We start from the raw sequence: 23,763 nt of genomic DNA on the forward strand, positions 1-23,763 counted from the left end.
CATGCCCAGCCTGTCCGAAATGATTGCCGACGCCGAGGTACTCGCCCAACACGCGCTGCGCCAGAACGTCGCATTGCCGGCAGGCACCGCTGACGTACTCCTGGCCGCCAGAAGGAACCAGGCCGCCATCGCAGTTCCCGGTGCGGCGGACCGCGATGCCTTCTACCGGGCGTTCGGCGATGCGGTGGCGGGCTTGAACACGACACCGGGCGACATTCGCGCACAGGTGAGCCGCGTCGCCCGCATGCGGCCCCTGGCCGATGCCGCGCAGCGCCTCCTGACCTTTGCCGCCGGCAATGGCCGAAAGGTGGAGGACGAAATCCGCAAGCCCCTGGTGCTCATCGGTGCCGCTGTCGACAGCGGCATGCCGACTGCGGAGCAGGAGCAGGAGTTCATGAAGGCGTATGAAGGGCTGACGATCGCGCTGGCGCCCATTACCGAAGAAACGCTGGACGCCTCGACGACCCGCCTGCCGACCGTCGTTGGACTCTACAAGGCGAAAGGGCTGGAAAAGCTGCAGTCCTGGACCCTGGGGCGCATCTTGAGCGTGCTGGTGTTCATGGGCGTGCTGTGGGGGACCTGCGTGGCGTTGAGCTTCTACTTCCAGGGCTCGTTCGCATTGAACCGGTACAAGGAGCTGCAGGAAATCGTCGTCAAGCTCACGCGCGACATTCCCGTGATGAAGGCCGCTCTTCAGGCAGCGGCCCGACCTATCGCCCCCGGCGCCACGGGCGTCGCGACTGCCGCATTCAATGACAAGCGTGCGCCCCGCGTTGGGGCAACCCCTGCGGCCGCCCCTGCAGCGACAGCGGGCCAAGGCGGAACTGCCGCCACGTCGCTTGAGGCCGCCAACAAGGCCACGTCGGATGCCACGATCGCAGTGACCATCGCTTCCCTCGAACTTGCTCGCGCAAAAGAGGAACTCGCAACCATTCCCGACCGGCTGGCCAGTTGGGCCGCCAGTTCCTGTCTGGACTCGAACCCCATTGCGAAGCTCGTGCTGTGCAGCGACGTGGAAAAAGCCAAAGGGGACCAAGCCAAGGCCCGTGCGGAACGGACCCCGGAGCGCGTTGGTCCCGCTCCAGGACGTGCAGCCGCACTGCCGACCACCGATGTCAGCACAACGCCGGCATCCCATCCCGGCGGCGGGATGGCATTCGCGGTCCTCTCGACGCCCGGGCCATCCGACGCCGCCAAGGTGGAGCAGGCTCGAACGGTGGCTTCGCGCCTGAGCGACGTGTACCTGCCGTTGCTGCTGGGCTGGCTTGGCGCCCATGCCTTCATCCTGCGCAGGATGAGCAAGGAGATCACCGCCAGGACCTTTGCCAAGGGCTCTGGTTTCAACCACCTGGTTCGCCTGGGTCTTGGCGCGCTGGCAGGACTCGCGTCCACGTGGCTGCTGACGCCGGAATCCGTCAGCAGCCTCCTGTCGGCCCAGGAGGCCGTCGTGGGTGGCACCACACAGGCCAAGAAGCTGCCTATCTGGGCCCTCGCCTTCGTCGCCGGCTACGGCATCGAGCTGGTCTTCGCCTTCATGGACCGCATCATCGCGGCGTTCACCGCCAAAGACCCCAACGCTCCAGCCACCTGAGGCGCAACGACAAAGGCGCGCGCGGTGCTCGATACCCGCCGCGCTCTTGTGCGTCGCACCGGTCTCGTTCAGAAACGCTCAGGCAGCCCCATCGCCGGATCGCTCACCGAGTGCCCGCCCGTCTCCACCCGACCGGCGAAGCGGCGGTAGAAGGCGGCGTCGGCATCGCAGGTCACCACGAAGTCGTACCAGTTGCCGGTGGCGTCGAGGCTCCAGCGCATGGTGGCGTCGTCGCCACCGTTGAGGCGGACGCTCCACGGGCCGCGCGGCCCGTGGCCGCGACCGTCATCGTCGCGATCATCGTGGCGGCGGTCATCATGATCGTCGCGCCCGTCCTTGCCGCCGGCCCCATGGCCATCGAGGCGGGGATAGGCGCCGTTGTGCTGCACGGTGAAGCGGCAATCGCGCCGGCCGTCGTTGCGCAGCTTCAGGTAGATGTCGCCCTTGCGCGCGTCGTAGCCCACGCGGATCTCGGGCAGCGGCGCGCCGCCGGCACGCAAGCGGTTGAGGTCGCCCTTGAAGTGGCGATGGAAGCCGTTGGGGCCGAGCACCCACAGGTCGTACAGGCCGGCATCGTCGGTCATCGCGGCCCAGTCGCCGCTAAGCTGCTTGCCCGGCTCGACCATGTAGCGGCGCGGCAGACGGTCTGCCAGGTGCAGCTTGTCGTAGACGTGGAACACGGCGGCGGCGCGGCCGCTGTTGGCGAACTGCAGCTGGACGCGGCCGTTGAGCGCATCGGCGCGCGCGCTGGCGTGCAGCTCGTAGGGCAGGGCGCGCGAGGGACGCACGCCGGTGGCCTGCAGCGGCAGGGCGAGGTCGGTCGGAGGCACGATCTTCGGCAGCGCCTGCTGGGCCGCCGTCAGCGCATCCACCTCGGCCTTGGTCCTGCGGCCCGCCAGGGTGGGCAGCGGCTCGTCGTTGGGTCGCTCGAAGTTGAAGGCGCTGGTGAGGTCGCTGCAGACGGCGCGGCGGTAGGCGCCGATCTGCGGCTCGGCCACGCCGAAGACCTTTTCGAGGAAGAGCAGCGTCGAGGTGTGGTCGCAGACCTGCGAGTTGACCCAGCCGCCACGGCTCCACGGGGACACCACCCACAGCGGCACGCGCGGGCCGGGGCCGTAGGGGCGGCCATCGATGGCGGGCTGGCTCGTGGTGGCGGGCGTGTAGTTGTGATATTCGACAGCCACGTCGGCCTCTGCCATCGTGGTGCCGCCGGCCAGCGTGCCATCGGGATTGCGCGAGGGCGCGGAGGGCGAGGGCAGGTGGTCGAAGAAGCCGTCGTTCTCGTCGAAGTTGATCAAGAGGACGGTCTTGCTCCAGACCTCGGGGTTGGCCGTCAGCGCATCCAGCACCTGCTGCACGTACCAGCCGCCCTTCGCGGGGCTCGACGGGCCGGGGTGCTCGCTGTAGGCCGAGGGCGCGATGATCCACGACACCGCGGGCAGCTTGCCGTTCTGGATGTCCTCGCGGAAAGTCTCCAGGAAGCCGTAGGGCATAGTGTTGTGGAAGCCCTTGGCCAGCGGGCTGAGCGCGTCGTCGACGACCGGGTCGTAGAACGGGCCGGCCGCGGTCACGGGCTGGGTGATGTCGGTGGCCGGCACGTAGACGGGGCGGCGGGCCGGCGGCATCTGCTCGACGGCGGTGCGCCAATGGCGAAAGCCCATCATCTCGTTGCAGCCGAAGTTGTCGATCAGGCTCTGGTAGACCTTCCACTTCACGCCGGCCTTCTCGAGCCGATCGGCATAGGTGGTCCAGGTCCAGCCTTGGGTGGAGGCGCCGATGTCGTTGCCGGCGTTGAACTGGTTGTTCAAGGCCGCGACCTGCACCTTGCTGCCGTCGACCGGGCTGACGCCGTTCGGGCCATTGGTGCCGCTCCAGTAGAACAGCCGGTTGGCGATGGTGCCGGTGTGCATGCCGCAGTGGTAGTGGTCGCACAGCGTGAAGGCATCGGCCAGCGCGCGCTGGAACGGGACCTCCGCGGCTTCGTAGTAGCCCATCGACAGCTGGTTCTTCGCGTCCGGCCACTTGTACATGCGGCCGTGGTCCCACGCCGCCTGCGAATCGGACCAGGCGTGCGGCGTGCTGCCGGCGCGCTGCGCGTTGCCCTTGCTCTCGTCGAGGTGGTAGGGCACGAAGGTGCTCGGCGGCGTGGTCTTGGTGTAGGTCTGGTGGAAGACGTTCTTGCCGTTGGGCGTCGGGACGGCGAAGCGGTCGCCGAAGCCGCGCACCCCCTTGAAGGTGCCGAAGTAGCTGTCGAAGGAGCGGTTCTCCTGCATCAGCAGCACCACGTGCTTGACGTCCTTGACGGTGCCGGTGTCGTGGTGGGCGGGGATGGCCAGCGCGCGGCGGATGCTGGGGGGAAAGGCCGCCAGGGTGGCGGCGGCGATGCCGGTGGTGGCGGTGCTCTGGAGGAATTTGCGGCGTGAGTTCGTGGTCATGTTGTTCGCGTGCGGTGTGCCCTTCGAGCCTAGGAAAGCGCGATGTCACAACCGTGACGCGATGTGTGGGACGACCGGCCGTCCGTCTTCGGGCAAGGCCTACTTCTTTCGTCGGATCGCAGGGGCGGCCTCGACTGCCTAAGATCACAGCCGCCCTCGCCAAGCCAGGGCCGCCCGGCGCCGTTCCGCCGACAGACCCGGAGGAGTGCCATGCCATTTCCCGTCACGCAGAGGATGTCGGTCCCTGCGTTCCAGAGAGACATCATCGATCACTACTGGCCCAACCTGGACCAGGCCATCGCCGGCAACAACGCGCTGAAGACCATCCCCTACGCGTACTTCCTGCCGTTCGACTATGCCGAGATCGGAGGCTTTCTTTCCGACCCGAGGCGGGTCGAGCGCTTCCTGGTCCCGCTGGAGCGCGAGATCCGCGCCAAGCTCAAGTCGGGCATGACGCTGCCCGCCACGGCGGCAGCGGCCAAGCCGTACACGACGCCCAGCAAGTTCGCGAGTCCCGGCGTGTCTTCCGCCAACGCATACCTCAAGGCACACAAGCTGCTGTCGAACGCGCTGCGCAAGTTCGAGTCGGAATCCGGCTTCAACCACGAGAAGATCCAGAACGGAAAATTCTTCGACGACGCCAAGACCGGTACGCTGTTCTCCACGGCCGCCACGGCCAACGCGAGCGGCCTAGTGAAGCGCATCACGCCGCAGGTCAAGGAAGGCGAAAAGTTTCGCGAACCCAAGCCGGCCGAGCTGGCCAAGGTCGCCCTGCCCAAAGGGGTGCCGACCGTCGTCGGCGACCTGGACGCACTGGCCTTCAATCCGCTGCTGCGCCACGGCTACCAGTTCAAGGACGTGGGCGCGGGCGCCTACCACGGCGAGTACACCCACCGCCTGCAGTGGTACGCCATCACGGCGGCCGCCGCAGTGCACGACATCTTCCTCTTCAACACGCCGCTCGACATCTACAAGAGCATGGGCTACCTCTCGGCCAAGGCGCCTGACACCGACGGCGGCGGAGTCATCCCCAAGGGCAGCGCGCAGCAGCTGTGGATCTGGCAGGCGCTGTTCGACACGGCCGAGAACGCCGATCGCGCGGTAGCGCTCAAGACGCTGGCTTGCCAGGGCGGGTTGTCGGTCTACACCTGCCCGGAGAGCATGAACAAGGCGCTGATCAGCTCGGAGTTCCTGGAGCGCAACGCCTACGACGCGAACAACTGCGACAACCTCTGGTGCCTGCGCATCCTGTTGGCCACGCGCTGGAAGAAGCGCTTCGACCAGAGCGAAGGCCTGGGCGGCCTCGGCGGCGTGGACAAGGTCAGCACCCGCATGATGAACGACAAGACGGCCGCCGTGATCTCCTCGGCGTCGATGCAGAAGGAAGTGAAGAGCTACAAGGAGGTCACGGTTCCGAAGACCGTGTTCACCACGCCCGCGAATCAACAGCCGGGCGTGATGCCCATCAAGATCAAGACCGTGGTGAACGAAGTCAAGCGCGTGGAGACAGGGACCGCAATGCAGACGAAGGAGATGCGGACCCTGCAGGATGCGGGATATGCGCTGGTCTGGTATCTGCGCAACGACGAGGTGCGCTGAGTCAAAGGCGCGTCACGTCCATCACGGCGGCTGCGAAGGCTTCGGGTGCCTCCTGAGGCAGGTTGTGCCCGATGCCGCCGGTGATGTTCCGGTGCTGGTAGGGGCCCGAGAACTTCTTGGCGTAGGCGCTGGGTTCCGGGTGCGGTGCGCCGTTGGCGTCCCCTTCCAGGGTGATGGTCGGCACGCCGATGACCGGCGCCTGCGCAAGCCGCGTCTCCAGGTCGCCATACTTCGCTTCGCCTTCCGCCAGGCCGAGCCGCCAGCGATAGTTGTGGACCACGATGCTCACGTGATCCGGGTTGTCGAAGGCCGTGGCGCTGCGTTCGAAGGTGGCGGCGTCGAAGGCCCACTTCGGCGATGCGATCCGCCAGATCAGTTTGGCGAACTCGTTGCGGTTCTTCTCGTAGCCCAGGCGGCCGCGCTCGGTGGCGAAGTAGTACTGGTACCACCACTGCAGTTCGGCCTCCGGCGGCAACGGGACCTTGCCGGCTTGCTGACTGCCGATCAGATAGCCGCTGACGGAGACCAGCGCGTTCACGCGCACCGGCCACAGCGCGGCCATGATGCAGGCCGTGCGCGCGCCCCAGTCGCAGCCTGCCACTGTTGCCTTGTCGATCTTCAGGGCATCCATCAAGGCGATGATGTCGGCGGCGACCACGCTCTGCTGGCCGTTGCGGGGCGTCGTGTCCGAAAGGAAGCGGGTCTTGCCGTAGCCGCGCAGGTGCGGAACGATCACCCGATGGCCGGCCGCGGCCAGCAGCGGCGCGACGTCGACGTAGGTGTGAATGTCGTAAGGCCAGCCGTGCAGAAGAATCACGGGGGCGCCGTTGGCCGGGCCGGCTTCGAAGTACTCCACGTTGAGCACGCCGGCATCGACGCTCTTCAGGGGCTCGAGGCGCTTCTGCGGCGATGCGCGGCGCGTGTTCGCCGAATCGGTGGACTGTGCGAACGCGGGGCTGGCGGCAAGTTGAGAGGCCGCAACGCCGATCGCGGCGACGCCGAGGAACGAGCGCCTAGGCAAGTGGAACGTGTCTGGCATGGAAGGTCCTTCGTACGGGATGCAAGGGGGACTGGCGGAGCGAATTGTTGTGCCGGAACATGGCCTGGAGCGCAGCCTTTGTATGGCTGTGTATCCGGGCCGGTTTTCAGCACAATAAATTTCAGTTCGTGATCAGCCTGCCGGTCGGGACCGACGGCCTTGACCTGATGCCTCGCGCGTCGTCGGACGCGAGATCCTGCCGAAGCCGCTCAGTCCGCTCTTGAAAGCTACCTGCTACCGAACGCAGCTCGAACTTCTTCGATCGTTCGTCTTGGGCTTTGGAGATGCGGATAGTGCCCAAGGTCGGGCAGAAGATGAAATTCCAGGCTTGCCTTCTTGGCAAACTCGACGCCCATTTGCTTGTCGATATAAAAATCCTTTTCACCCCAAATAAGCTTGACCGGCGTCTTGAGCCTGGCCAGGTTGAGCTCGAAGTAGTCCTGGTCACGGGTGAAATTCGAATAGTAGTGATAGAAGGCGTCAGCCGATGTCATGTCGCCCTGATTCCATCCTCGCAACATGTCGTCCTTGAATTCTTGAGGAAGATCGAATTGCTCATCCTTCGGCAAACCTCTTCTGAACGCGTTTTCCAGGATTTCGTCGCGATTCTTGTTCAGGGCAGCGCGAACCAGGTCGGAAGACGGCTTCGACTTCAGATTCTGCAGGTTGTCCTGCATGTACTGAGGCCTGTTGAAAGGGGCGAAATCTCCAACGATCATCGACTTGGCAAGATTGGGGTCGTCCAAGGCAAGAAGAAGCGCCGGCAAGGAGCCAATGTCGGTGGCGTAGATGACCAGTCTTGATTTGTCGATGCCGGCCTTCTCGATGTACGCCTTCAAAACGCGCGCATAGTCCTTGGGCGCGTAAGAGAATTTATCGACAGGCGGTCTTGATGAAAGGCCAAATCCCGGCCAATCGAAGGCATGGACCTCGTAGTCTCGGGCGAGATCGGGTGCGATCTCCTTCCAGGCATAAACGGTCTCGGGAAATCCATGCAGGAAGAGAACGACTCCTTTCGGTTTCGAGTTGTGAACGACCATCCTTCTGAGCTTGATGTCGGAATCGATTTGCAGGAAACCGATCTCCGTCTTCGGGTCCTGCTTGCGGGCATATAGAGCGCACCCGGCAAGAATCGAGAAGCCGAAGGCAAAAACGATGGCAACGAGCCTGGCTATGGGTAATTTCGACATTTCACTGCTCCGTAGGGTCTCTGGCAGGAGCGCGCGAGCGGAAGTGGCTTCCCCTCGCGCGCTCACGTAGGCGTTCAGGTCGGAAGCGATTCGCCAGTCTGCTCAGCGAAGACATGGTCGGCATACCAATCGGGCCAGTTGACGTCGTACTGCCCACCCATGCGCTTCTCATGTTCTCCATGCGCGACGGAAGCCCGCCGGAGCGCGACAACCAGCTCCGCGCGAGAGGCGAATGTCACGGCGTCCGTGTCGACACGGCCCGGCAAGCGCGACGTGACCTCCTGCAGCAGCCATCCGTTGCCGTCCGGGTCGCTGAACGCGGCATAGGAGGAGTACGTGCGGCGGGTCGGGTGCGGCCCGGTCCCGGGCACCTCTCCCGGCGCGCGGTGGAAGATGTCGCCGATCTCGATGCCTCGCCGGGCCACGTCGGCCCGCGCCGCTTCGATGTCCGACACCGCGAGAAAGAGTCCCTGAACGGAGCCCGGCGCCGCCGAAGAGATGCCCTTGCCGACATGCACCGAGGATGAAGAGCCCGGCGGCGTGAACTGCAGGACGTGGAACCCTTCGCCCTGGACGTCGGCGTCGAGCCGCCAGCCGAGGCTTTCATAGAAGCGCTTGGCGCGCTCGACGTCGGAGACGGGGAGGGTGACGACTTCCAGCTTCATGTCGAACCGCGGCAGGTCGGCGGTGTTCTGGTTGCTGGCTTCGGGTTGGTGGATGACGCTCATGTGTAGCTCCTTGGATAGTGGTGGGTTCGAACGGGTGGAAATGCTGCGGTCAGTGCTTGTGGGAGATGGCGGCCGCTCCCGGCTGCGTCGGCACCGTCACGGTGATCGTTTCGCTGGTCAAGATCTTGTGGACCGGATCGGCCACTTCGATCAGCATCTTGTGCACGCCCGGCTCCAGGCCAACGACGATGATCGGATCGCCGCTCGTGTGAGCCCACGTGCCGGGCCGGTCGTCGACCGTCACGTGCAGATGCCCCACACGCGGCGACACCTCCAGCGCGCCCATGCCGAAGACCGGAATGACCCGCACGTTCTCGGTCCGGTACTGGAGGATGACGACGCCCCGAGCCAAAGGATCAGCCAGCGGCGGGTACACGACGAGCTTGGGCGGCGCTTCCGCTGCGAGCGGAAGCACGGCTGCGGGACGGCCGGCCTCGGTGGCCGTCTGCGCCACGGCTGTGAGGCAGAAAATCGCGCCGGCGGCGGCGACGGCAACGTGCTTGAAGAGGGATCGCATGGTGTTGTCTCCTTGTGGGTAGCGCGTGCCGGCTGCGCGCTGCATGAACTGGCGTCTCGGTGGCCGGCCGTCGAGTGACTGAATCAGGGGGCGTTCTTCGGCGCGCTCACTTGACCACGACGAGCGGCTTTCCCTTGTCGACGAGGTAAGTGGCCAGCTCCGATGCCTTGCCGCTGCCCACGTTCCTTGCCGCGTGCGCCGCGCCGGCCGGGATGAACAGGGAGTCGCCGGCCTTGAGCGTGACCGGCGGTTTGCCTTCGAACTGGTATTCCAGCGTGCCTTCCAGCACATAGGCGATCTCCTCGCCCGGATGCGTGTGCATGCCGAACGAGGCCCCGGGGCCGAAGTCGACACGCACCTGGATGGCCTCGCGTCCCGGCGTGGCGAGGTCGTGCCGGACGACTTCGGTGCGCCCGATGGCGGGCTGTTGGGCTTGGGCCAGTGTCAAGCCGTTTACGGCAATCAGCAGTGCTGCTGCGAGGATGCGTGTCGCTTTCATATGACTTCCTTCGTGGTTGAGATCGAACAAGAAACGATGGATGTATTGAAAGCGGCGTTCGTATCCGTGATTTGTCGAACGGCGGCCGATTTGCGTTCCGGTGTGTTTGTACGCCTGCTAGACACAGTGGCGTACAAAACTGGCGGCCTGGATCCACATCCATAGTGCGGGGGATGTGCCGACGCACGTCCGGGACGTACCTTCGCTGCTCGCATCTGGTCAACGTATTGCAAGCAAAGGAGAAGACGATGATGGGACAACGTGGACGTCATGGCCGGGAGAGCTATCTCATCGGTACGAAGCTGGTCACCATGCAGGAGGACGGAACGCCCAAGTGCGCGGAAGCCAGCACGCTAGATCTGTCGACACAGTTCCGCTTCTCGCACTTCGCCGGCGACGGGGTGGTGGGCACACCGCTGCATATCGAGCTGCTGGCCGGCGTGGCCGCAAAGATGACCAGCACGGCCAATCAACCCAAGGCCGGCGACATCCCGGCCGGCTACACCTACCTCGGGCAGTTCGTCGATCACGACATGACGCTGGATCCGACGCAGCTGGACATCAACGCCACGCCCATCAGGGACCTGCAGTCGCTGCGTTCACCGACGCTCGACCTGGACAGCCTCTATGGCCGAGGCCCGGATCTCGATCCGGACATCTACGAAGCCGACAAGCTTCACATCAAGACGCATGCACCCTTTCCCGTGCCTGGCATCCCGGCACTGGCCGCGCAAAAGGGCTTCGACCTGCCGCGCAGGCAAGTCGACAGCGCCGCCGGGCCTGCCAGGCAGGCACTCATTCCGGATGGCCGGAACGACGAGAACCTGGCCGTCGCCCAGGTGCACCTCGCGTTCATTCGATTCCACAACCGCGTGGTGGACGACCTGATCGCCAGCGGCAGCCCCAGCGCGGGCTTGTTCGAGCGGGCCCAGGAAAAGGTCGTCTTGCACTACCAGTTCCTCCTGAGAACCGACTATCTTCCGCGCATCGCCAAGAAGGCGGTGGTCGACGATGTCTACGACAACGGCCGCAAGGTCTTCGAAGTGGACGGAGACCCTTTCAATGCCACCATGCCGGTCGAGTTCTCGGGCGCGGCGTTCCGTCTGGGCCACAGCATGATCCGTGGGGGTTACAGCTGGAACAGCATCTTTCCGGGGTTCCGGGACGGCCACATCTTCCGGCTCTTCCGCTTCAGCGGCACCAGCGGCACGCTGCTGCCGACCCAGCACCCGCCCGGCAGCCAGGAAGATATCGACAACCTGGAGAGCGGCCCGTTCGGCACCGCCCTGCCGAGCAACTGGGTGGCCGATTGGCCTCGTCTGTTCGACTTCGCGAAGATTCCCGACGCGGAGGGTGCGCGAGCTCCGAACGAATTCAACTTTGCGGCGTTCATGGACACGACGCTGGTGAACCCGCTGGAGTCGCTTCCGGCCGGCTCGTTCGGCGCGACCAGCTCCGTGGCCAGCAAGCGCAATCTTGCCTTCCGCAACATGGTCCGGGGCAACATGCTCGGCCTGCCCAGCGGCGAGCAGTTGTTCGATGTCATGAGCCAGCTGGGCCTGGACGTGGATCCGCTCTCGGAATCCGACATCAACAACGGAACCGGTACGCCGAACGTGGGTGTCGTGCTGACCAAGGCCGACATCCCGCGCCTGGACGAGATGAAGGGCAAGACACCGCTGTGGTTCTACATTCTTCGGGAGGCGGAATTCGGCAGCGGCAAGCTCGCCGGCGTGGGCGCCCGGATCGTCGCCGAGACCTTCCATCGTGCGATGCAGGCCTCGAAGATCTCGCTGCTCAACCGCCCATTCCAGGTCGAGTTCGGCCCGGGCAAGGGCAGCAATCGCTTCGAGATGCCCGACCTGCTCTTTTATGCCTACGACGGCGATCCGAAGAAGCTCAATCCGACGAAAGACTAAGAGCTTATCCGTAAATTATGTTGACATCGGTAGGCACCTTGCGGAAGGCGATGATGGCGGCGGCGAGATGGTTGAGCGCGACGAAGCTGCGCTCGAGTTTCTCGTAGCGCACGAGCAACTTGCGGAAGCGGTTGAACCAGCTATGGCAGACCTCGACGACCCAGCGCCGCGCCTTCTTGTTTGGATCGCGCTGCTTGATGTCGGCTTCGGTGCGTCGACCAACGACGTGCGGGATGTAGCCGTGGTCCTCGATGGTGCGAAGGTGCCCGGCTCCCCGGTAGCCCGCGTCGGCGCACAGATGCTTGTGTCGCCGATGTCGTGGATCCTTGCGCCTGACGACGATGGTGGTGAGTACGTCGTCAAGCCGCTTGCAGTCATGGACGTTGGCCCCGGTCACGACGAGCGACAACGGGACGCCACGGCCGTCCACCAACAGGTGGCGCTTGCTGCCTTTTTTTCCCCCGATCCGTCGGGTTGCGGCCGACGGCTTCCTGTGCCAGCGGCGCCTTCATCATCGCGCCGTCAACGCTCTGCCAGCGCCAGGCAATGCCCTCCATCTGGTCGTACTCGGCTAGGCCCGCCTTCCACAAGTCTTCGAAGAAGCCGGCAGCTTCCCACTCAAGGAATCGCTTGTGAACGGCGCTTGCGCTGCCGAAGCGTTCCTTGGGCAGCGCCTTCCACTGGCAACCGGTGCGCAGCACGTAGACGATCGCCTCGAACACCAGTCGAGCCGGCTTTGGCGGCCGGCCAGCCCCAGGCTTGCGCACATAGATCTTGTCCGCCGCCGAGCGCGCGGGGATCAGCGGCTCCACCCGCTGCCAGAACTCATCGGTCACTACCCATGACTCAACACGTTTCGCCAAGATCTCGATCCAGCACCGCGCCCAATGCGGCTCAGATCGATAGTTTACCTATTTACGGATAAGCTCTAAGAAGCGGACCGGGCCCTCAGTTCACGACGACAAAGCGGATCGGCACTTCCCGCCAGAGCGCTGTGCAGGCGATCAACAGCGCCATGGTCGCGCCTGCTGCGACCGACTTGCCGATCGCAGCACACCGCTTTCGGATGTCCCGCAGCAAAATGTCGGGCCCAACGACAACCTGCCGCGTTCGAATGCTAACCACCGTCGCTCCGTTCGCCACCATCGTCATTCTCCTTGTCTGGATGGGTTTCTTCATGTTCGGCTCGTTGCCGCTGATGATCCTGAAGCACGATACGCCCCTGGACGCTCGTTTTATCCGCGGCCTTTTCGATGTGTACTACAAGGCCGTGATGGTGACGGCCGCCGCCGGCGCGCTGACCCACACAGTTTCCGAACGTCCCGTCATTGCCATGGGAATGGCAGGCATCGCCTTGATCGCGTTCGCCAGCAGCCGGGGCATTCTCTCGCGCATGGACCGGCTGCGCGAAGCAATGACTGGGACCGACACGACCCGTATCCGCCGGTTTCGCTGGCTCCATGTGTGGGGCATGGTCCTCAACGTTGCGCAGCTGGTTCTGATCTGCATCGGGATGGTCAAGGCGCTTTGAACGGCTTGCAAGCAGTCTGCGCGATGGCCCGCCTCGCCCGACATGACGCGGGTCGCCTGCGGGCTTGCACTTCAGGTTGGCCATACTATGGCCCCCAGAACAGAGGAGCCAGAGATGAACCGAAGTGACAGCGAAGAGAGCCGCTCCGTCGCGTTGTACTGGGATTTCGAGAACCTTCACGCTGGCTTGGCAGAGGTCAAGTTTGGCGAAGGCTTCTACGGGCGCAGCGATTCGCGCTTCAAGCCGCAGGAGCCGCTGATCGACATTCAGGCCGTCGTGGAGCTTGCGGCTTCTTTCGGGCCGGTGGCGATCAATCGCGCCTACTGCAATTGGCAGTTTTTCGGGCGTTACCGGGATGCGCTGCTTCAGGGTGGCGTCGAACTCATCCAGCTGTTTTCGCCCGGTGCTTCGGCAAAGAATGGGGCCGACATCAAGCTATGCCTCGATGCCACGGAGGACATGAGCCGCTTCGATCACATCGGCACGATCATCATCGTGGGCGGCGACAGCGACTTCATGCCCGTGGCCCAGAAGATCAAGGCCGCAGGCCGCACGCTGGTTGGCATCGGCACGAGGAAGAATACCAACCGCCACTGGGCCAAGAGCTGCCACGAGTTCCGCTACTACGAGAACCTCGTCGAGGAAGTCGATGAGAGCCCGGCGATTGCGGCGGAGGACGAAGCTCAGAAACCAGTCCAACCACCGCCCGCGCCAGTCGATCCGGCCGCCGAGATACTGAAACGCGCGGTGCGCCTGCTCTCTGAAACCAAGGGGGAGGCCTGGGTCGGCAAGGGGGCGACCTGGCACATGATCAAGCGACTCGATCCGACCTTCGATCCGAAGGATCACGCGTACGACAGCTTCGTGGGGATGGTGAAGGCGCTCGATGCGGTGGTGGAGATGCGCAAAGGCGAATCCGATCATCAGTTGCGCCTGCGCTAGCTCGCCGCAGGCCTGCGGAAGGCGCGCCTGACGAGGCTGGCACGCAATGGCTCGAGCCATTAGCATCCCGTCATGAGCATCCTGGTCGGAACCGCCTCGTGGACTGACAAGACCCTCATCGACTGCGGGCGCTTCTACCCCAAGGAAGCGAAGACGCCCGAGGCGCGGCTTCGCTACTACGCGTCGGTCTTCCCCTTGGTCGAGATCGATTCGAGCTACTACGGCATCCCCGCGCCCGCCAATGCGAACAACTGGGCCGAGCGCACGCCCGAGCACTTCACCTTCAACGTCAAGGCCTTCCGCCTCTTCACGGGCCACCAGACCGACCCGAAGGTCCTTCCCAAGGACATCAAGGAAGCGCTGGGCTCGACGAAGACGCTCTACTACCGCGGCACCCCAGCGGAGATCCGCGACGAGCTGTGGCGCCGCTTCATCGACGCGATCTCACCGCTCAAGGGCGCCGGCAAGCTTGGCCTGGTGCATTTCCAGTTTCCGCCCTGGCTGCAATGCAATCGCGAAGGCCATGCGCATGCCCTGCATTGCATCGAAATGATGGCGGGCCATGTCTGCAGCGTCGAGTTCCGGCACGAGTCGTGGTGGACCGAAGCGCACCGCGGCGGCACGATCGACTTCCTGCGCGAGCTGCGCGCGGTGCACACCATCGTCGATGGACCGCAGGGCTTCGCCAACAGCGTGCCGATGCTGGCCGAGACCACGAACTCCGACTACGCGCTGGTGCGTCTGCACGGGCGCAACGTGGACACCTACAACGTGAAAGGGGCGGCCTCGGCGGCCGAGCGCTTCGACTACGACTATCCGGATCAAGAGCTGCGGGAGATCATGGCGGAAGTCGTTCGCCTGGCCTACAAGGTCAAGCATGCGCATGTCATCTTCAACAACTGCGATGAGGACAAGGGGCAGCGCAATGGGATCGCGTTCATGAAGATGCTGCTGGCGTATGGGTGAAGGGCGACGTCCGCCCAGAACCTACTTGGGCAGCATCATTTTCCTGATCTCCTCCATGTGCTGAGCGGCACGCTGCGTGATGTGGGTCATCGCATCGGACTGTGAACGGCGCGCCATCTCGGCGAGTTCTTTCATGTCGGCGATCGTCTTTTCGAAGGCGCTGCGAACCACCTCGGTCTGCTTCGCCGGGTCTGCGGCGCTCTTCGCAGCTTCTTGCATGACTTGCACCGACTCGGCCATCATTTCGGTTTGCTTGCGCGCGATGGCCTGCATGGCCTCGTAGGCCGACTTGTTTGCCTCCACCAGCGCCTCGACGTCCTTTCGTTGGGACTCGAGGATGGCCGTCATGTCGACACCTGGCATCTTGAACTGCTCCAGCATCTTCTTCATATCGCCAAACGGATCTGTTGCCATGGCATGTCTCCTGGTGGTGGGTTGGGCCCGGCATAAAGGCTGCGCCGGCGCAGCATCATTGCATAGGGCGCCGTCTCTCGGTGCACTTCACGCTCGCCATGTAGGCCCGCGCTGATTGCACGCGGCGCGGAGGCGGGTGATTATTCGTCGAGCCCGTGCGGCAGCGCCAGGGCTCGCTTCCACCATTCTCAGAATGTCGAGGGCCGATGTATGAACCTGTTGAGCGTGGACCTCTACCAGAGTGCTACCAATCCAGAGAAGTTTCTGGCGATTCCGGCCGGCGTCGATCCGAGCGACCTCACGGGGCCGATGGTCTTCGACAAGGACTATGCGCAAATCACCCGATACCAAGAGGCATTCCAATTCGATCCGGCCGAATCGTATGCGGGGGTCAACGCGGCCAAGATCGCCGCAGACATCTTGACTTTGAAGTGGGCGATGTATCGCCGTACGTCGCCAAGGAAGCCTTCAAAGCGATAAGGGCGACGCCAGGTGGCGCTGGTACATCATGTCCCGGTGCCGCAGCAGGACCTCGTCCAGGGCCGCCTCGGTGGCCGGCTCGCTGAATTCGAAGGCGGCCCGTGTGCCGGCGTGCATGGGGCAGACATCCTGCGGCAGGGGGCGTAGCAACCCGAGGACGCTGGCGCTGTAGATGTCGACTGCGGTGAGCCCCGCCCCGATGTAGTAAGGGCTGCCCGCTGCGTGTTGTGCCTTCAGCCGAGCCGCCAGCATGGTCAGCAGTTCGACGACCCGGGACGTTGCCGCGGCGCCGGCTTGCGGGCTGTAGCCGTACTTCTTGCCGATGTACGCCGCCACCTTCGACTGGAATCCGCCCAGCCCGAGAAGCCCGGCCTCGACCAGCTGAAGCCGGCGCGACCAGGCCAAGCCTTGCTGCCCCATGATCTCGTGGGCCAGCCCGAACGCCAGCGCCCGATCGGCTGGGTCCTTGGGCAGCAGCGCCGGCGAAGGTGCAAGGCGCTCCGCCAGCAGCAGGATCTCGGCCCACCCGGAGAGCGGTGGCTCGTCGTCGTAGACGACGACGGGCGCGCTGCGCTGGCCGGCCCAGTCCTTGAGCGCCTGGCTGTCGTAAGCCAAGTGGACTCCCGTCCACGGAATCTGCTTGACGTGGAAGATGCCCTTCGCTGCCTCCGACCACGGGCTGGGGACCTGGCCCACGACGACCATCCGGAGCCCGCGGAGGAGGATCGCTTCTTCGACGGTGACGTAGGTGTTGCTCATGGCGGGCATGCTAGCCGGTGTTCGCTTTCAATGGTTGCGGACGGCAGGTGGACTACTTGTCCCGGGGATCGATGAACAGTGGGGCGCGCTTCTCGCGGCCCGCGATCACCGCTTCGAGCTGGTTGGGCGTACCGAGCAGCGCCTTCTGTTCGCGCGTTTCGGCGATCAGACCGCTCGCGGCATCGCATGCGACGGCCAGATTCAACAGCCGCTTGGCCGAACGAATCGCATCCGGACTTTGGGCGGCGATCTCGCGCGCGGTCTCCATCGCAACGGCATGCGGATCTTCGGTCACGCGGGTGATGAAGCCAAAATCGCGGGCCTGCTCGGCCGAGAACATCCGTGCGGTGTAGGTCAGCTCACGCACCACGTCCTCGCGCGCCAGGTGACGCATGAGCTGGGTCCCGGCCATATCCGGAACCAATCCCCACTTCGTCTCCATGATCGCGAAGCGCGCGTCGGGCGCGGCATAGCGAATGTCCGCGCCCAGGGCCAGTTGAAAGCCACCGCCGATGGCCACACCGTGAATGGCCGCAATCACGGGAACCGGCATCTCCCGCCACTGCCACACGACATGCTGCGCCCAGTTGGCTATTCCGTGTGATCGCTCCGCAAGATCAGTGAACGGCAGCCGCGTGTCGCCAGTCGAAAGGCCCCTGAGGGCCTCGAAGTCCAGTCCGGCGGAGAAGGCCGCACCGTTGCCGGAAAGCACGATCGCACGCAGAGTCGGATCACGTTGTAACGACTCGCCTGTTTCGGCCAGGGCCCAGAGCATGTCGGCATCGATGGCATTCATCTTGCCGGGCCGGTCGAAGCGGACATCCGCGATTGCGTTGGCCATCAGTACTTGCATTCGATCTTGCATGACTTCGCTCCGATGTTGCTGCCGCCGTTACTCCTGTGGTGCGTGGTTCATGATAACCTACTATACAGTAGGTTGCACCAGGGCCTTGGCAGCAAGCTCGCATTCACCGAGGCTTCCCCCCGAAACTCCACCAGGACGACTCGACCCCATGAGCAACAAGGAAACTGGACTTACCCTCGTGACCGGAGGAACAGGCCATCTCGGCAGAGACCTGGTTCAGCAACTGCTCGCTGCCGGGAGGCGGGTTCGCGTGCTTGCGCGACAGCCCGGGTCCGACGCGCGCATCGACTGGGCGCGCGGCGACCTGTCGAACGGCGATGGTCTTCGCGACGCCCTCGACGGCGTGACGACGGTCATCAATGCGGCGACGTTCTCGCCCATCGCGCAGCGCGGCTACGTTCGACTCATTGACTTGTTCCGAACCCCTCGCGCCGTGGATGTCGATGGAACACGCCACCTTCTGCAGGAGAGCGAGCGAGCCGGTGTCGAGCACTTCGTGCACGTCTCGATCGTCGGGCTCGATCCTAAGAATTCACTGCCCTACAACCGAGTCAAGCTCGCAGGCGAGAACCTGGTACGGCAGTCGGATCTGCCGTGGTCCATCGTTCGTGCGGCCCCTTTCCATTACCTGATGGCCTGCCTCCTGCGAAGCATGCGATGGCTGCCCTGGTGGCCGCTCCCGAATTCGGTCATGCAACCGGTAGCCACGACCGACGTCGCCGCGTACCTGATCAGGTGCGCCGACAGCCCGGACAGAGGGATGCACGATGAAATCGGCGGGCCGGAGGCCAAGCCGTTTCCGGTGTTTGCGCAGCAATATCTCGACATCCGGGGCCTGCGGCGGAGGCTGATCCGCCTCGACATATCGGAAGAGAAGGCCAGGCGCATGGGATTCGTTGCCGCGAATGGATGCAAGGGCAGCGTCACATGGCGCGACTGGCTTCTGGGTCACGCGGATGAGCCCAAGGGCAAGGTCCGAAACACGCCGATTCCGCCGCACATGTGAGACGCGAATGATTGCCTTTGCAGACGCCAGCCGCTCGATCCGTTGGCTCGCCTACTCGCGCGGTCCGAATCCGTGCCAACTCAACGAGAAGGCTGCGTCCACGAGATCCCTGCGAGGAATCGTGGGATTGTCCAGCCACCACTCGGCCAGCGCATGCAGGCCCTTCTGGAAATGGAGTGCTGCCAGATCCTTCTGCCAGGGCTTTCGGCCACGCAACAGTGGTGAGAAGCGGGCCGCGATCGTCTCGCGAGCCTGGCGCTGAACGATTGCGGCGGCCTCGGCGGCCACGGGGTCAGACTTCGGCACCACGAAGAGCAATCGGGCACCGGTCGGGCGCTCCTCAACGAACAGGAAGAAGGCCTCGATGCCAGCGCGAAACCGTGCCTCCAGATCGCCGGCAAGAGCAGCAGCCTTTCCGCGCGCCAGAAGCTCATCGCGAGCGCCCTCGGCAGCCGCGAAGAACAGTGCCGCTTTCGACTCGAAATGGTCGTAGAGCACGGGCTTCGTCACCCCCGCAAGCCGGGCGACTTCGTCCATCGACGTGCCTGTGAAGCCGCGTTCGGCGAAAACTCGTTCTGCCGCTTCGACGATCTTCTTGCGTCGTTCCTCAGGGGCCAGCCTCCGCCTGTGTGCGGCGTCGGCAAGCTCGCGATCTAGCATGGAAGAGATCCTTTGGTACGAAAGCGGGAATTATCTACTGGTCAGTAGGTATCGCCCATGCACTGGTATCACGCCAGCCCGCCAACTGCTGCGAGGCCGGTCGATGGTGGCCCGCCCCCTGAGACCCCGGCGTCATCGCGCAGTCCTTCGCCTCCAAGGCGGCGGCGCAAGAGATTGGCGCAGCATCGCCAGAAAGGCCGTTGCCCGCGCGCTTCGCCCGAAACGGGTGCCCAGCATGGCGACGACGTCGGCGGCAGGAACCTCCCAACTCGCAAGCACCCGCTTGAGCCGACCGGCTGCCAGATCGGCAGCGACGTTCCACTCCGACCGCATCGCGACACCCTGCCCCGTGACCGCCCAGTCGCGCACCACCGCGCCGTCATTGGTGCACATGGTGGGACGGATCCGGACGGTCTCCGGCTCGCGCGAAGCGTGCACGAAGCGCCACAGCGTGACGTCTTCGTCGTTCTCTCTCACCACAAGGCATCGATGCCGCAGCAAGTCTGAAGGCGACTGAATCGGCGAAGCACCGGCGAGATAGTCCGGGCTGGCGCAGAGGATGCGCCGGTTCGGTGCCAGCGTCGTGACGATCTGGTTTTGGGCCCCAGGCGGTCCGATGTGGACGATGACGTCGCTGCTCTCGACCAGGTGCGCGCCGGGATGGTCGGCAAGGTCCAGGGTGACCGTCACGCCAGGATGCGCTTTTGCAAACGCATCGACCACGGGTGCGACATGCAGCCGGCCGAAGCCATGCGGGGCGGCTATGCGTAGATGCCCGCTGACGGCCTTCTTGCGATTGGCCAATGCCTCGGACAGCGCCTCCATCGCCCCGGCCACGATTGTCCCGTGCGATGCGACCAGATCGCCTTCATCGGTGAGGACCATCCTGCGGCCGGAGCGGTCGATCAGGCGGATGCCAATCCGTGCTTCCAGTGCTTGCAGGCGCTGAGTGACGGCCGGCGGCGTGACATCCATCTTCCGGGCAGCTTCAGCGAGCGACGCGGACTGGGCCAGCACGTTGAAGAAGCGCAGATCCTCAGAGCTGATCATTTAGTGGAGCCTTAACTCACTATGCAGGTTCGATAAATTGTAGGTTCAATCGATCAGGCGCAACATCCGGCCATCTCACTTGGTCGGTGCCGGCCCCGCATCCAGGAGGCCGCATTGGACAAGCACAACTCGGAGCAGGACATTGGGCCAGGCCATAGCCATGAAGCAGACGCAAGCCGAACAGATCGCAACGACACTGGGGGAACTGGCGACGCCTTGCCTCGTCCTCGACGCTGCGCGGATGGAGAGGAACATCGCACGGCTGAAAGCCAGGCTGGACGCGCTGGGCGTCACGCTGCGTCCCCACCTCAAGACGTCCAAGTCGGTGGACGTCGCGCGGCGCGTCATGACGTCGCCGTCGGGTCCGGCGACCGTTTCGACGCTACTTGAAGCCGAACAGTTCGCGGCGGCCGGCGTGCGGGACATCGTCTACGCCGTCGGCATTGCACCATCGAAACTGGCACAGGTGCTGGCGCTGCGCGCCGGGGGCGCCGACGTGACCGTGGTGCTGGACACTGTGGAGCAGGCGCAAGCCGTTGCCCAGGCCTCGCGCCAGGCCGGTGCGTGCATTCCAGCGCTGATCGAGATCGACTGCGACGGCCACCGCTCCGGGGTGCTGCCGACCGACCGGCAGCTGCTGCTGGACATCGGCCGCGCCCTCGAAGACGGTGCGGAACTGCGGGGCGTGATCACGCACGCCGGCGCCAGTTATTCAGCCCGTGGGGCCGAGGCCTTGCGTCAATGTGCCGAGGTCGAGCGCCGCAGCGTGGTCGATGCCGCCACCATCCTGCGCGAGGCGGGCTTGCCCTGCCCGGTGGTCAGCGTCGGCTCCACACCGACCGCGCACAACGCCGCCGACTTCACCGGCGTCACCGAAGTCCGGGCCGGCGTGTTCGTGTTCTTCGATCTCGTGATGGCCGGGATCGGTATCTGCCAAGTCGACGACATCGCGCTGTCGGTGCTGGCGACGGTGATCGGCCACCAGCGCGACAAGGGATGGATCGTGGTCGACGCCGGCTGGATGGCGCTGTCGCAGGACCGCGGCACTCGCAGGCAGGCGGTCGACCAAGGCTATGGGCTGGTGTGCGACGCCGCCGGCGTGCCCTACCCCGACCTGATCGTTGCGGACGCCAACCAGGAGCACGGGATCATCACGGTGCGTCCCGGCTCGGGGGGCAAGCTGCCCGATCTCGCGATCGGTGATCGTGTGCGAATCCTGCCGAACCACGCCTGCGCCACGGGCGCCCAGCATCGGGCTTATCACGTCGTTCGCGGCGCATCCGATCGGGTCGAAGTCGAGTGGTCGCGTTTCGAGGGCTGGCGATGAGCGGCGAGCAGTTCGTGACCGGTGTCCCTCCCGGTGCGCAAACCATGACCGCCATGGCGACTCGGCCCGGCCACCACGACCACGACGATGTGGCGCTAGTGCCGTTTGCCACGGAACACCTGGAAAGCGCCCTCCAGCTTTCGCAGGAGATGTCCTGGCCCTATCGGCTCGAGGACTGGGCCTTCGCGCTCGAGCTCGGCCAGGGCTTCGTGCTCCGCAACGGCGCCGGTACAGTGATCGCGACCGCGGCCTGGTGGGCCTACGGCGGGACCCAAGCTTCAGCCGGGATGATCATCGTCGCCAAGGCTGCCCAAGGCCGCGGCCACGGTGCCCGGCTGATGGATGCGCTGCTGGCAGCGGCGCACCCGCGGACCATCACGCTGAACTCGACGGCCGAAGGTCTGGCGCTTTATGAAAGGCGCGGCTTTGTCCGCACCGGCGTCATCCAACAGCATCAAGGCGTTCCCGACGAGGGCCACCAGGCGCCACCGGCCAGCCTGGTCAGGGCGATGGCACCATCGGACGTCGAGGCGGTCGCGCGTCTGGACCGGCAGGCCACGGGCTGGGCCAGGCGGCAGATGCTGGATCGGCTCATCCAGGCCGGTGACGGCCACGTGCTCGTGCGTGACGGCGAGCCACGCGGCTATGCCATTTCACGCCTGTTCGGCCGCGGGCACGTCATCGGTCCCGTGGTCGCCGAAAGTGCGGCCGATGCGCGCGCCTTGATCGAAGCCGCGCTCGCACGTCTCGGCCAGGTTTTCGTCCGCGTCGACACGGCTGCCACCTCGCAGCTCGGGGACTGGCTCGAAAGCATCGGCCTGCGCCAGGTCGGTGACGCCATCACGATGGTCAAGGGGCCCGACATTCCGCCGGCGGGGCCGGCACGCATGTTCGCGCTGGCCAACCAGTCGTTCAACTAGGAGACATCACGATGCCGCGCTCGAAGACGCTGGAAAGGCCGCTATGAAGCTGACCTCGTATTGGCTGGACACCTCGGAGCCCTTCCGCAGTGCCACTGCAGGACCGGTGCAGGGCAGCTGCGATGTGGCGGTAATCGGCGGCGGCCTGACCGGCTGTTCGGCTGCGCTGGCGCTTGCCAAGAAGGGGGCACGCGTCGTGCTCCTGGAAGCCGAGACCATCGGGCACGCCGCCTCCGGTCGCAACGGCGGCATGTGCAACAACGGCTTTGCCCAGGACTACGGCACGATGTCGGCCAAACTCGGCAAGGAAGTCGCCGACCGGCTCTATCGAGCCTTCGACGCCGGCGTCGATACGGTCGAGCGCCTGGTGGCGGAAGAGAAAATCGACTGCAGCTTCGCGCGCGTTGGCAAGATCAAGCTCGCGGCCAAGCCCGAGCACTACGACAAGCTGGCGCGCAGCCAGGAACTGCTGGCGACCAATGTCGATCCCGACACGGAGATGGTGAGCCGTGCCGACCTGGCCCGCGAGGTGGGTTCGGACCGCTTCCACGGCGGGCTGATCTACCGCAAAGGCGCGGGCATGCATGTCGGGCGCTTCGTCCGCGGCCTGGGAGAAGCGGCAGCGCGGCGCGGCGTCGAGATGCACGAGCGCACGCCGATGACGGGCCTGCGACCCGCCCCCGGCGGCGGCCACCAGCTCGAGACACCGAAGGGCCGGCTCCACGCCAAGCAGGTTCTGCTGGCGAGCGGAACTTCGCAGACGGGGCCGCTGGGCTGGATTCGACGCCGCATCGTGCCGGTCGGCGCGTTTCTCATCGTCACCGAGCCACTGCCGACAGAGACGCTCGACCGGCTGTTGCCGCGGCGCCGGATGGCGGTCGATACGAAGAACCTGGTCAACTACTTCCGAACGACGCCCGACAACCGGCTGCTCTTCGGTGGACGCGCCCGCTTCGCTGTCTCCAACCCGACCTCGGACGAGAAGAGCGGCGCGATCCTGCAGACGGCATTGCACGAGGTCTTTCCCGACCTTCGCCACGTGCGCATCGACTATTGCTGGGGCGGCATGGTCGACATGACGCGTGACCGCCTGCCACGCGCCGGCGAGCGCAACGGCATCTATTACTCGATGGGCTACAGCGGCCACGGCACCCAGATGTCGACCCTGATGGGGACGATCATGGCGGAAGTCATGGACGGGCGCGCCGAACTCAATCCCTGGAAAGACTTCGACTGGCCGGCCATCCCGGGCCATGTCGGACCCCCGTGGTTCCTGCCGCTGGTAGGGGCCTACTACCGGCTCAAGGACAAGCTCGCCTGAAGCCG

The 23,763-nt window shown here is 64.9% G+C and carries 24 protein-coding genes; 11 read left to right on the forward strand and 13 right to left on the reverse strand.

The features are described from left to right. Position 1: 1 nt before the first annotated feature. Positions 2–1,591 carry a hypothetical protein gene (locus GXN78_RS12110; RefSeq protein WP_106559374.1) on the forward strand — a complete coding sequence of 530 codons (1,590 nt, stop codon included), beginning with the start codon at positions 2–4 and terminating at the stop codon, positions 1,589–1,591. A 68-nt stretch (positions 1,592–1,659) separates the two neighbouring features. On the opposite strand, the gene GXN78_RS12115 is transcribed toward GXN78_RS12110, so the two are convergent. Further along, positions 1,660–4,026, reverse strand: a complete 2,367-nt coding sequence (locus tag GXN78_RS12115; RefSeq protein ID WP_106559375.1) for a phospholipase C, phosphocholine-specific — start codon at positions 4,024–4,026, stop codon at positions 1,660–1,662. A gap of 210 nt (positions 4,027–4,236) precedes the next feature. On the opposite strand from GXN78_RS12115, the gene GXN78_RS12120 reads away from it, so the two are divergent. Beyond that, positions 4,237–5,625, forward strand: a complete 1,389-nt coding sequence (locus tag GXN78_RS12120) for a LirA/MavJ family T4SS effector (protein WP_146163141.1) — start codon at positions 4,237–4,239, stop codon at positions 5,623–5,625. Between the two features lies 1 nt (position 5,626). On the opposite strand, the gene GXN78_RS12125 is transcribed toward GXN78_RS12120, so the two are convergent. From GXN78_RS12125 to GXN78_RS12145, 5 genes are all read right to left on the reverse strand, one after another. After that, entirely contained in the window at positions 5,627–6,664 is a 1,038-nt protein-coding gene (locus GXN78_RS12125) for an alpha/beta hydrolase (RefSeq protein WP_106559377.1), read from the reverse strand. 227 nt (positions 6,665–6,891) lie between these two features. Beyond that, positions 6,892–7,854, reverse strand: coding sequence for an alpha/beta hydrolase (locus GXN78_RS12130; protein ID WP_106559378.1), 963 nt, complete (start codon positions 7,852–7,854; stop codon positions 6,892–6,894). A gap of 74 nt (positions 7,855–7,928) precedes the next feature. Continuing rightward, a complete protein-coding gene (locus GXN78_RS12135; RefSeq protein WP_204162216.1) occupies positions 7,929–8,582 on the reverse strand; it encodes a VOC family protein in 654 nt (217 codons plus the stop codon). 49 nt (positions 8,583–8,631) lie between these two features. After that, positions 8,632–9,099 carry a DUF6130 family protein gene (locus GXN78_RS12140; RefSeq protein ID WP_106559379.1) on the reverse strand — a complete coding sequence of 156 codons (468 nt, stop codon included), beginning with the start codon at positions 9,097–9,099 and terminating at the stop codon, positions 8,632–8,634. Between the two features lie 106 nt (positions 9,100–9,205). Beyond that, on the reverse strand, positions 9,206–9,598 hold the full coding sequence (locus GXN78_RS12145; protein ID WP_106559380.1) for a cupin domain-containing protein: 393 nt from the start codon (positions 9,596–9,598) through the stop codon (positions 9,206–9,208). A gap of 248 nt (positions 9,599–9,846) precedes the next feature. On the opposite strand from GXN78_RS12145, the gene GXN78_RS12150 reads away from it, so the two are divergent. Continuing rightward, complete coding sequence (locus GXN78_RS12150; RefSeq protein ID WP_204162217.1) at positions 9,847–11,517, forward strand: peroxidase family protein; 1,671 nt, start codon at positions 9,847–9,849, stop codon at positions 11,515–11,517. 4 nt (positions 11,518–11,521) lie between these two features. Here the strand turns inward: GXN78_RS12150 and GXN78_RS12155 are convergent. Both GXN78_RS12155 and GXN78_RS12160 read right to left on the reverse strand, forming a co-directional pair. Further along, positions 11,522–12,380, reverse strand: a protein-coding gene (locus GXN78_RS12155) for an IS5 family transposase (RefSeq protein ID WP_106561534.1) whose coding sequence is annotated in 2 segments (ribosomal slippage) — positions 11,522–11,969 and positions 11,968–12,380 — 861 coding nt in all. Because the reading frame shifts where the segments join, the coding sequence is not laid out codon by codon here. Positions 12,381–12,465: 85 nt separating this feature from the next. Further along, positions 12,466–12,696 carry a hypothetical protein gene (locus GXN78_RS12160; protein ID WP_164255325.1) on the reverse strand — a complete coding sequence of 77 codons (231 nt, stop codon included), beginning with the start codon at positions 12,694–12,696 and terminating at the stop codon, positions 12,466–12,468. Here GXN78_RS12160 and GXN78_RS12165 point away from each other — a divergent pair. The 3 genes from GXN78_RS12165 (at position 12,695) to GXN78_RS12175 (ending at position 14,956) form a co-directional block, all read left to right on the forward strand. Beyond that, positions 12,695–13,048: a hypothetical protein gene (locus tag GXN78_RS12165; RefSeq protein WP_239142678.1), complete on the forward strand. Its 354-nt coding sequence runs from the start codon at positions 12,695–12,697 to the stop codon at positions 13,046–13,048. The two genes, GXN78_RS12160 and GXN78_RS12165, sit on opposite strands and share 2 nt — an antisense overlap. Before the next feature lie 114 nt (positions 13,049–13,162). Further along, on the forward strand, positions 13,163–13,990 hold the full coding sequence (locus GXN78_RS12170) for an NYN domain-containing protein (protein WP_106560825.1): 828 nt from the start codon (positions 13,163–13,165) through the stop codon (positions 13,988–13,990). A gap of 72 nt (positions 13,991–14,062) precedes the next feature. Next, positions 14,063–14,956 (forward strand): DUF72 domain-containing protein, encoded by an 894-nt coding sequence (locus tag GXN78_RS12175; protein ID WP_106560826.1) that lies wholly within the window; start codon positions 14,063–14,065, stop codon positions 14,954–14,956. A 21-nt stretch (positions 14,957–14,977) separates the two neighbouring features. Here GXN78_RS12175 and GXN78_RS12180 read toward each other — a convergent pair whose 3' ends face one another. Continuing rightward, the gene (locus GXN78_RS12180) at positions 14,978–15,370 is read right to left on the reverse strand and encodes a phasin family protein (protein WP_106560827.1); all 393 of its coding nucleotides are present in this window, start codon (positions 15,368–15,370) and stop codon (positions 14,978–14,980) included. Positions 15,371–15,580: 210 nt separating this feature from the next. Here GXN78_RS12180 and GXN78_RS12185 point away from each other — a divergent pair, with 210 nt between their 5' ends. Further along, positions 15,581–15,850: a hypothetical protein gene (locus GXN78_RS12185; RefSeq protein ID WP_106560828.1), complete on the forward strand. Its 270-nt coding sequence runs from the start codon at positions 15,581–15,583 to the stop codon at positions 15,848–15,850. Here the strand turns inward: GXN78_RS12185 and GXN78_RS12190 are convergent. Both GXN78_RS12190 and GXN78_RS12195 read right to left on the reverse strand, forming a co-directional pair. Then, positions 15,839–16,609, reverse strand: coding sequence for a hypothetical protein (locus GXN78_RS12190; RefSeq protein WP_239142679.1), 771 nt, complete (start codon positions 16,607–16,609; stop codon positions 15,839–15,841). The genes GXN78_RS12185 and GXN78_RS12190 overlap by 12 nt on opposite strands. Before the next feature lie 52 nt (positions 16,610–16,661). Continuing rightward, complete coding sequence (locus tag GXN78_RS12195; RefSeq protein WP_106560830.1) at positions 16,662–17,474, reverse strand: crotonase/enoyl-CoA hydratase family protein; 813 nt, start codon at positions 17,472–17,474, stop codon at positions 16,662–16,664. A gap of 148 nt (positions 17,475–17,622) precedes the next feature. Between GXN78_RS12195 and GXN78_RS12200 the strand changes: the two genes are divergently transcribed. Further along, a complete protein-coding gene (locus GXN78_RS12200) occupies positions 17,623–18,480 on the forward strand; it encodes an NAD(P)H-binding protein (RefSeq protein ID WP_106560831.1) in 858 nt (285 codons plus the stop codon). A 51-nt stretch (positions 18,481–18,531) separates the two neighbouring features. On the opposite strand, the gene GXN78_RS12205 is transcribed toward GXN78_RS12200, so the two are convergent. After that, entirely contained in the window at positions 18,532–19,140 is a 609-nt protein-coding gene (locus tag GXN78_RS12205; protein WP_106560832.1) for a TetR/AcrR family transcriptional regulator, read from the reverse strand. Between the two features lie 132 nt (positions 19,141–19,272). After that, entirely contained in the window at positions 19,273–20,190 is a 918-nt protein-coding gene (locus tag GXN78_RS12210; protein ID WP_106560833.1) for a LysR family transcriptional regulator, read from the reverse strand. A gap of 160 nt (positions 20,191–20,350) precedes the next feature. On the opposite strand from GXN78_RS12210, the gene GXN78_RS12215 reads away from it, so the two are divergent. The 3 genes from GXN78_RS12215 to GXN78_RS12225 are packed head-to-tail and all read left to right on the forward strand — an operon-like array spanning position 20,351 to position 23,758. Further along, positions 20,351–21,517, forward strand: coding sequence for a DSD1 family PLP-dependent enzyme (locus GXN78_RS12215; protein ID WP_181360694.1), 1,167 nt, complete (start codon positions 20,351–20,353; stop codon positions 21,515–21,517). Further along, the gene (locus GXN78_RS12220; protein WP_239142681.1) at positions 21,514–22,437 is read left to right on the forward strand and encodes a GNAT family N-acetyltransferase; all 924 of its coding nucleotides are present in this window, start codon (positions 21,514–21,516) and stop codon (positions 22,435–22,437) included. The genes GXN78_RS12215 and GXN78_RS12220 overlap by 4 nt, the downstream gene beginning before the upstream one ends. A gap of 43 nt (positions 22,438–22,480) precedes the next feature. Further along, positions 22,481–23,758 carry an FAD-binding oxidoreductase gene (locus GXN78_RS12225; protein ID WP_106560834.1) on the forward strand — a complete coding sequence of 426 codons (1,278 nt, stop codon included), beginning with the start codon at positions 22,481–22,483 and terminating at the stop codon, positions 23,756–23,758. Positions 23,759–23,763: the final 5 nt, after the last annotated feature.

The organism is Variovorax sp. WS11 (genome assembly GCF_010499245.1).
Lineage (GTDB): Bacteria > Pseudomonadota > Gammaproteobacteria > Burkholderiales > Burkholderiaceae_C > Variovorax.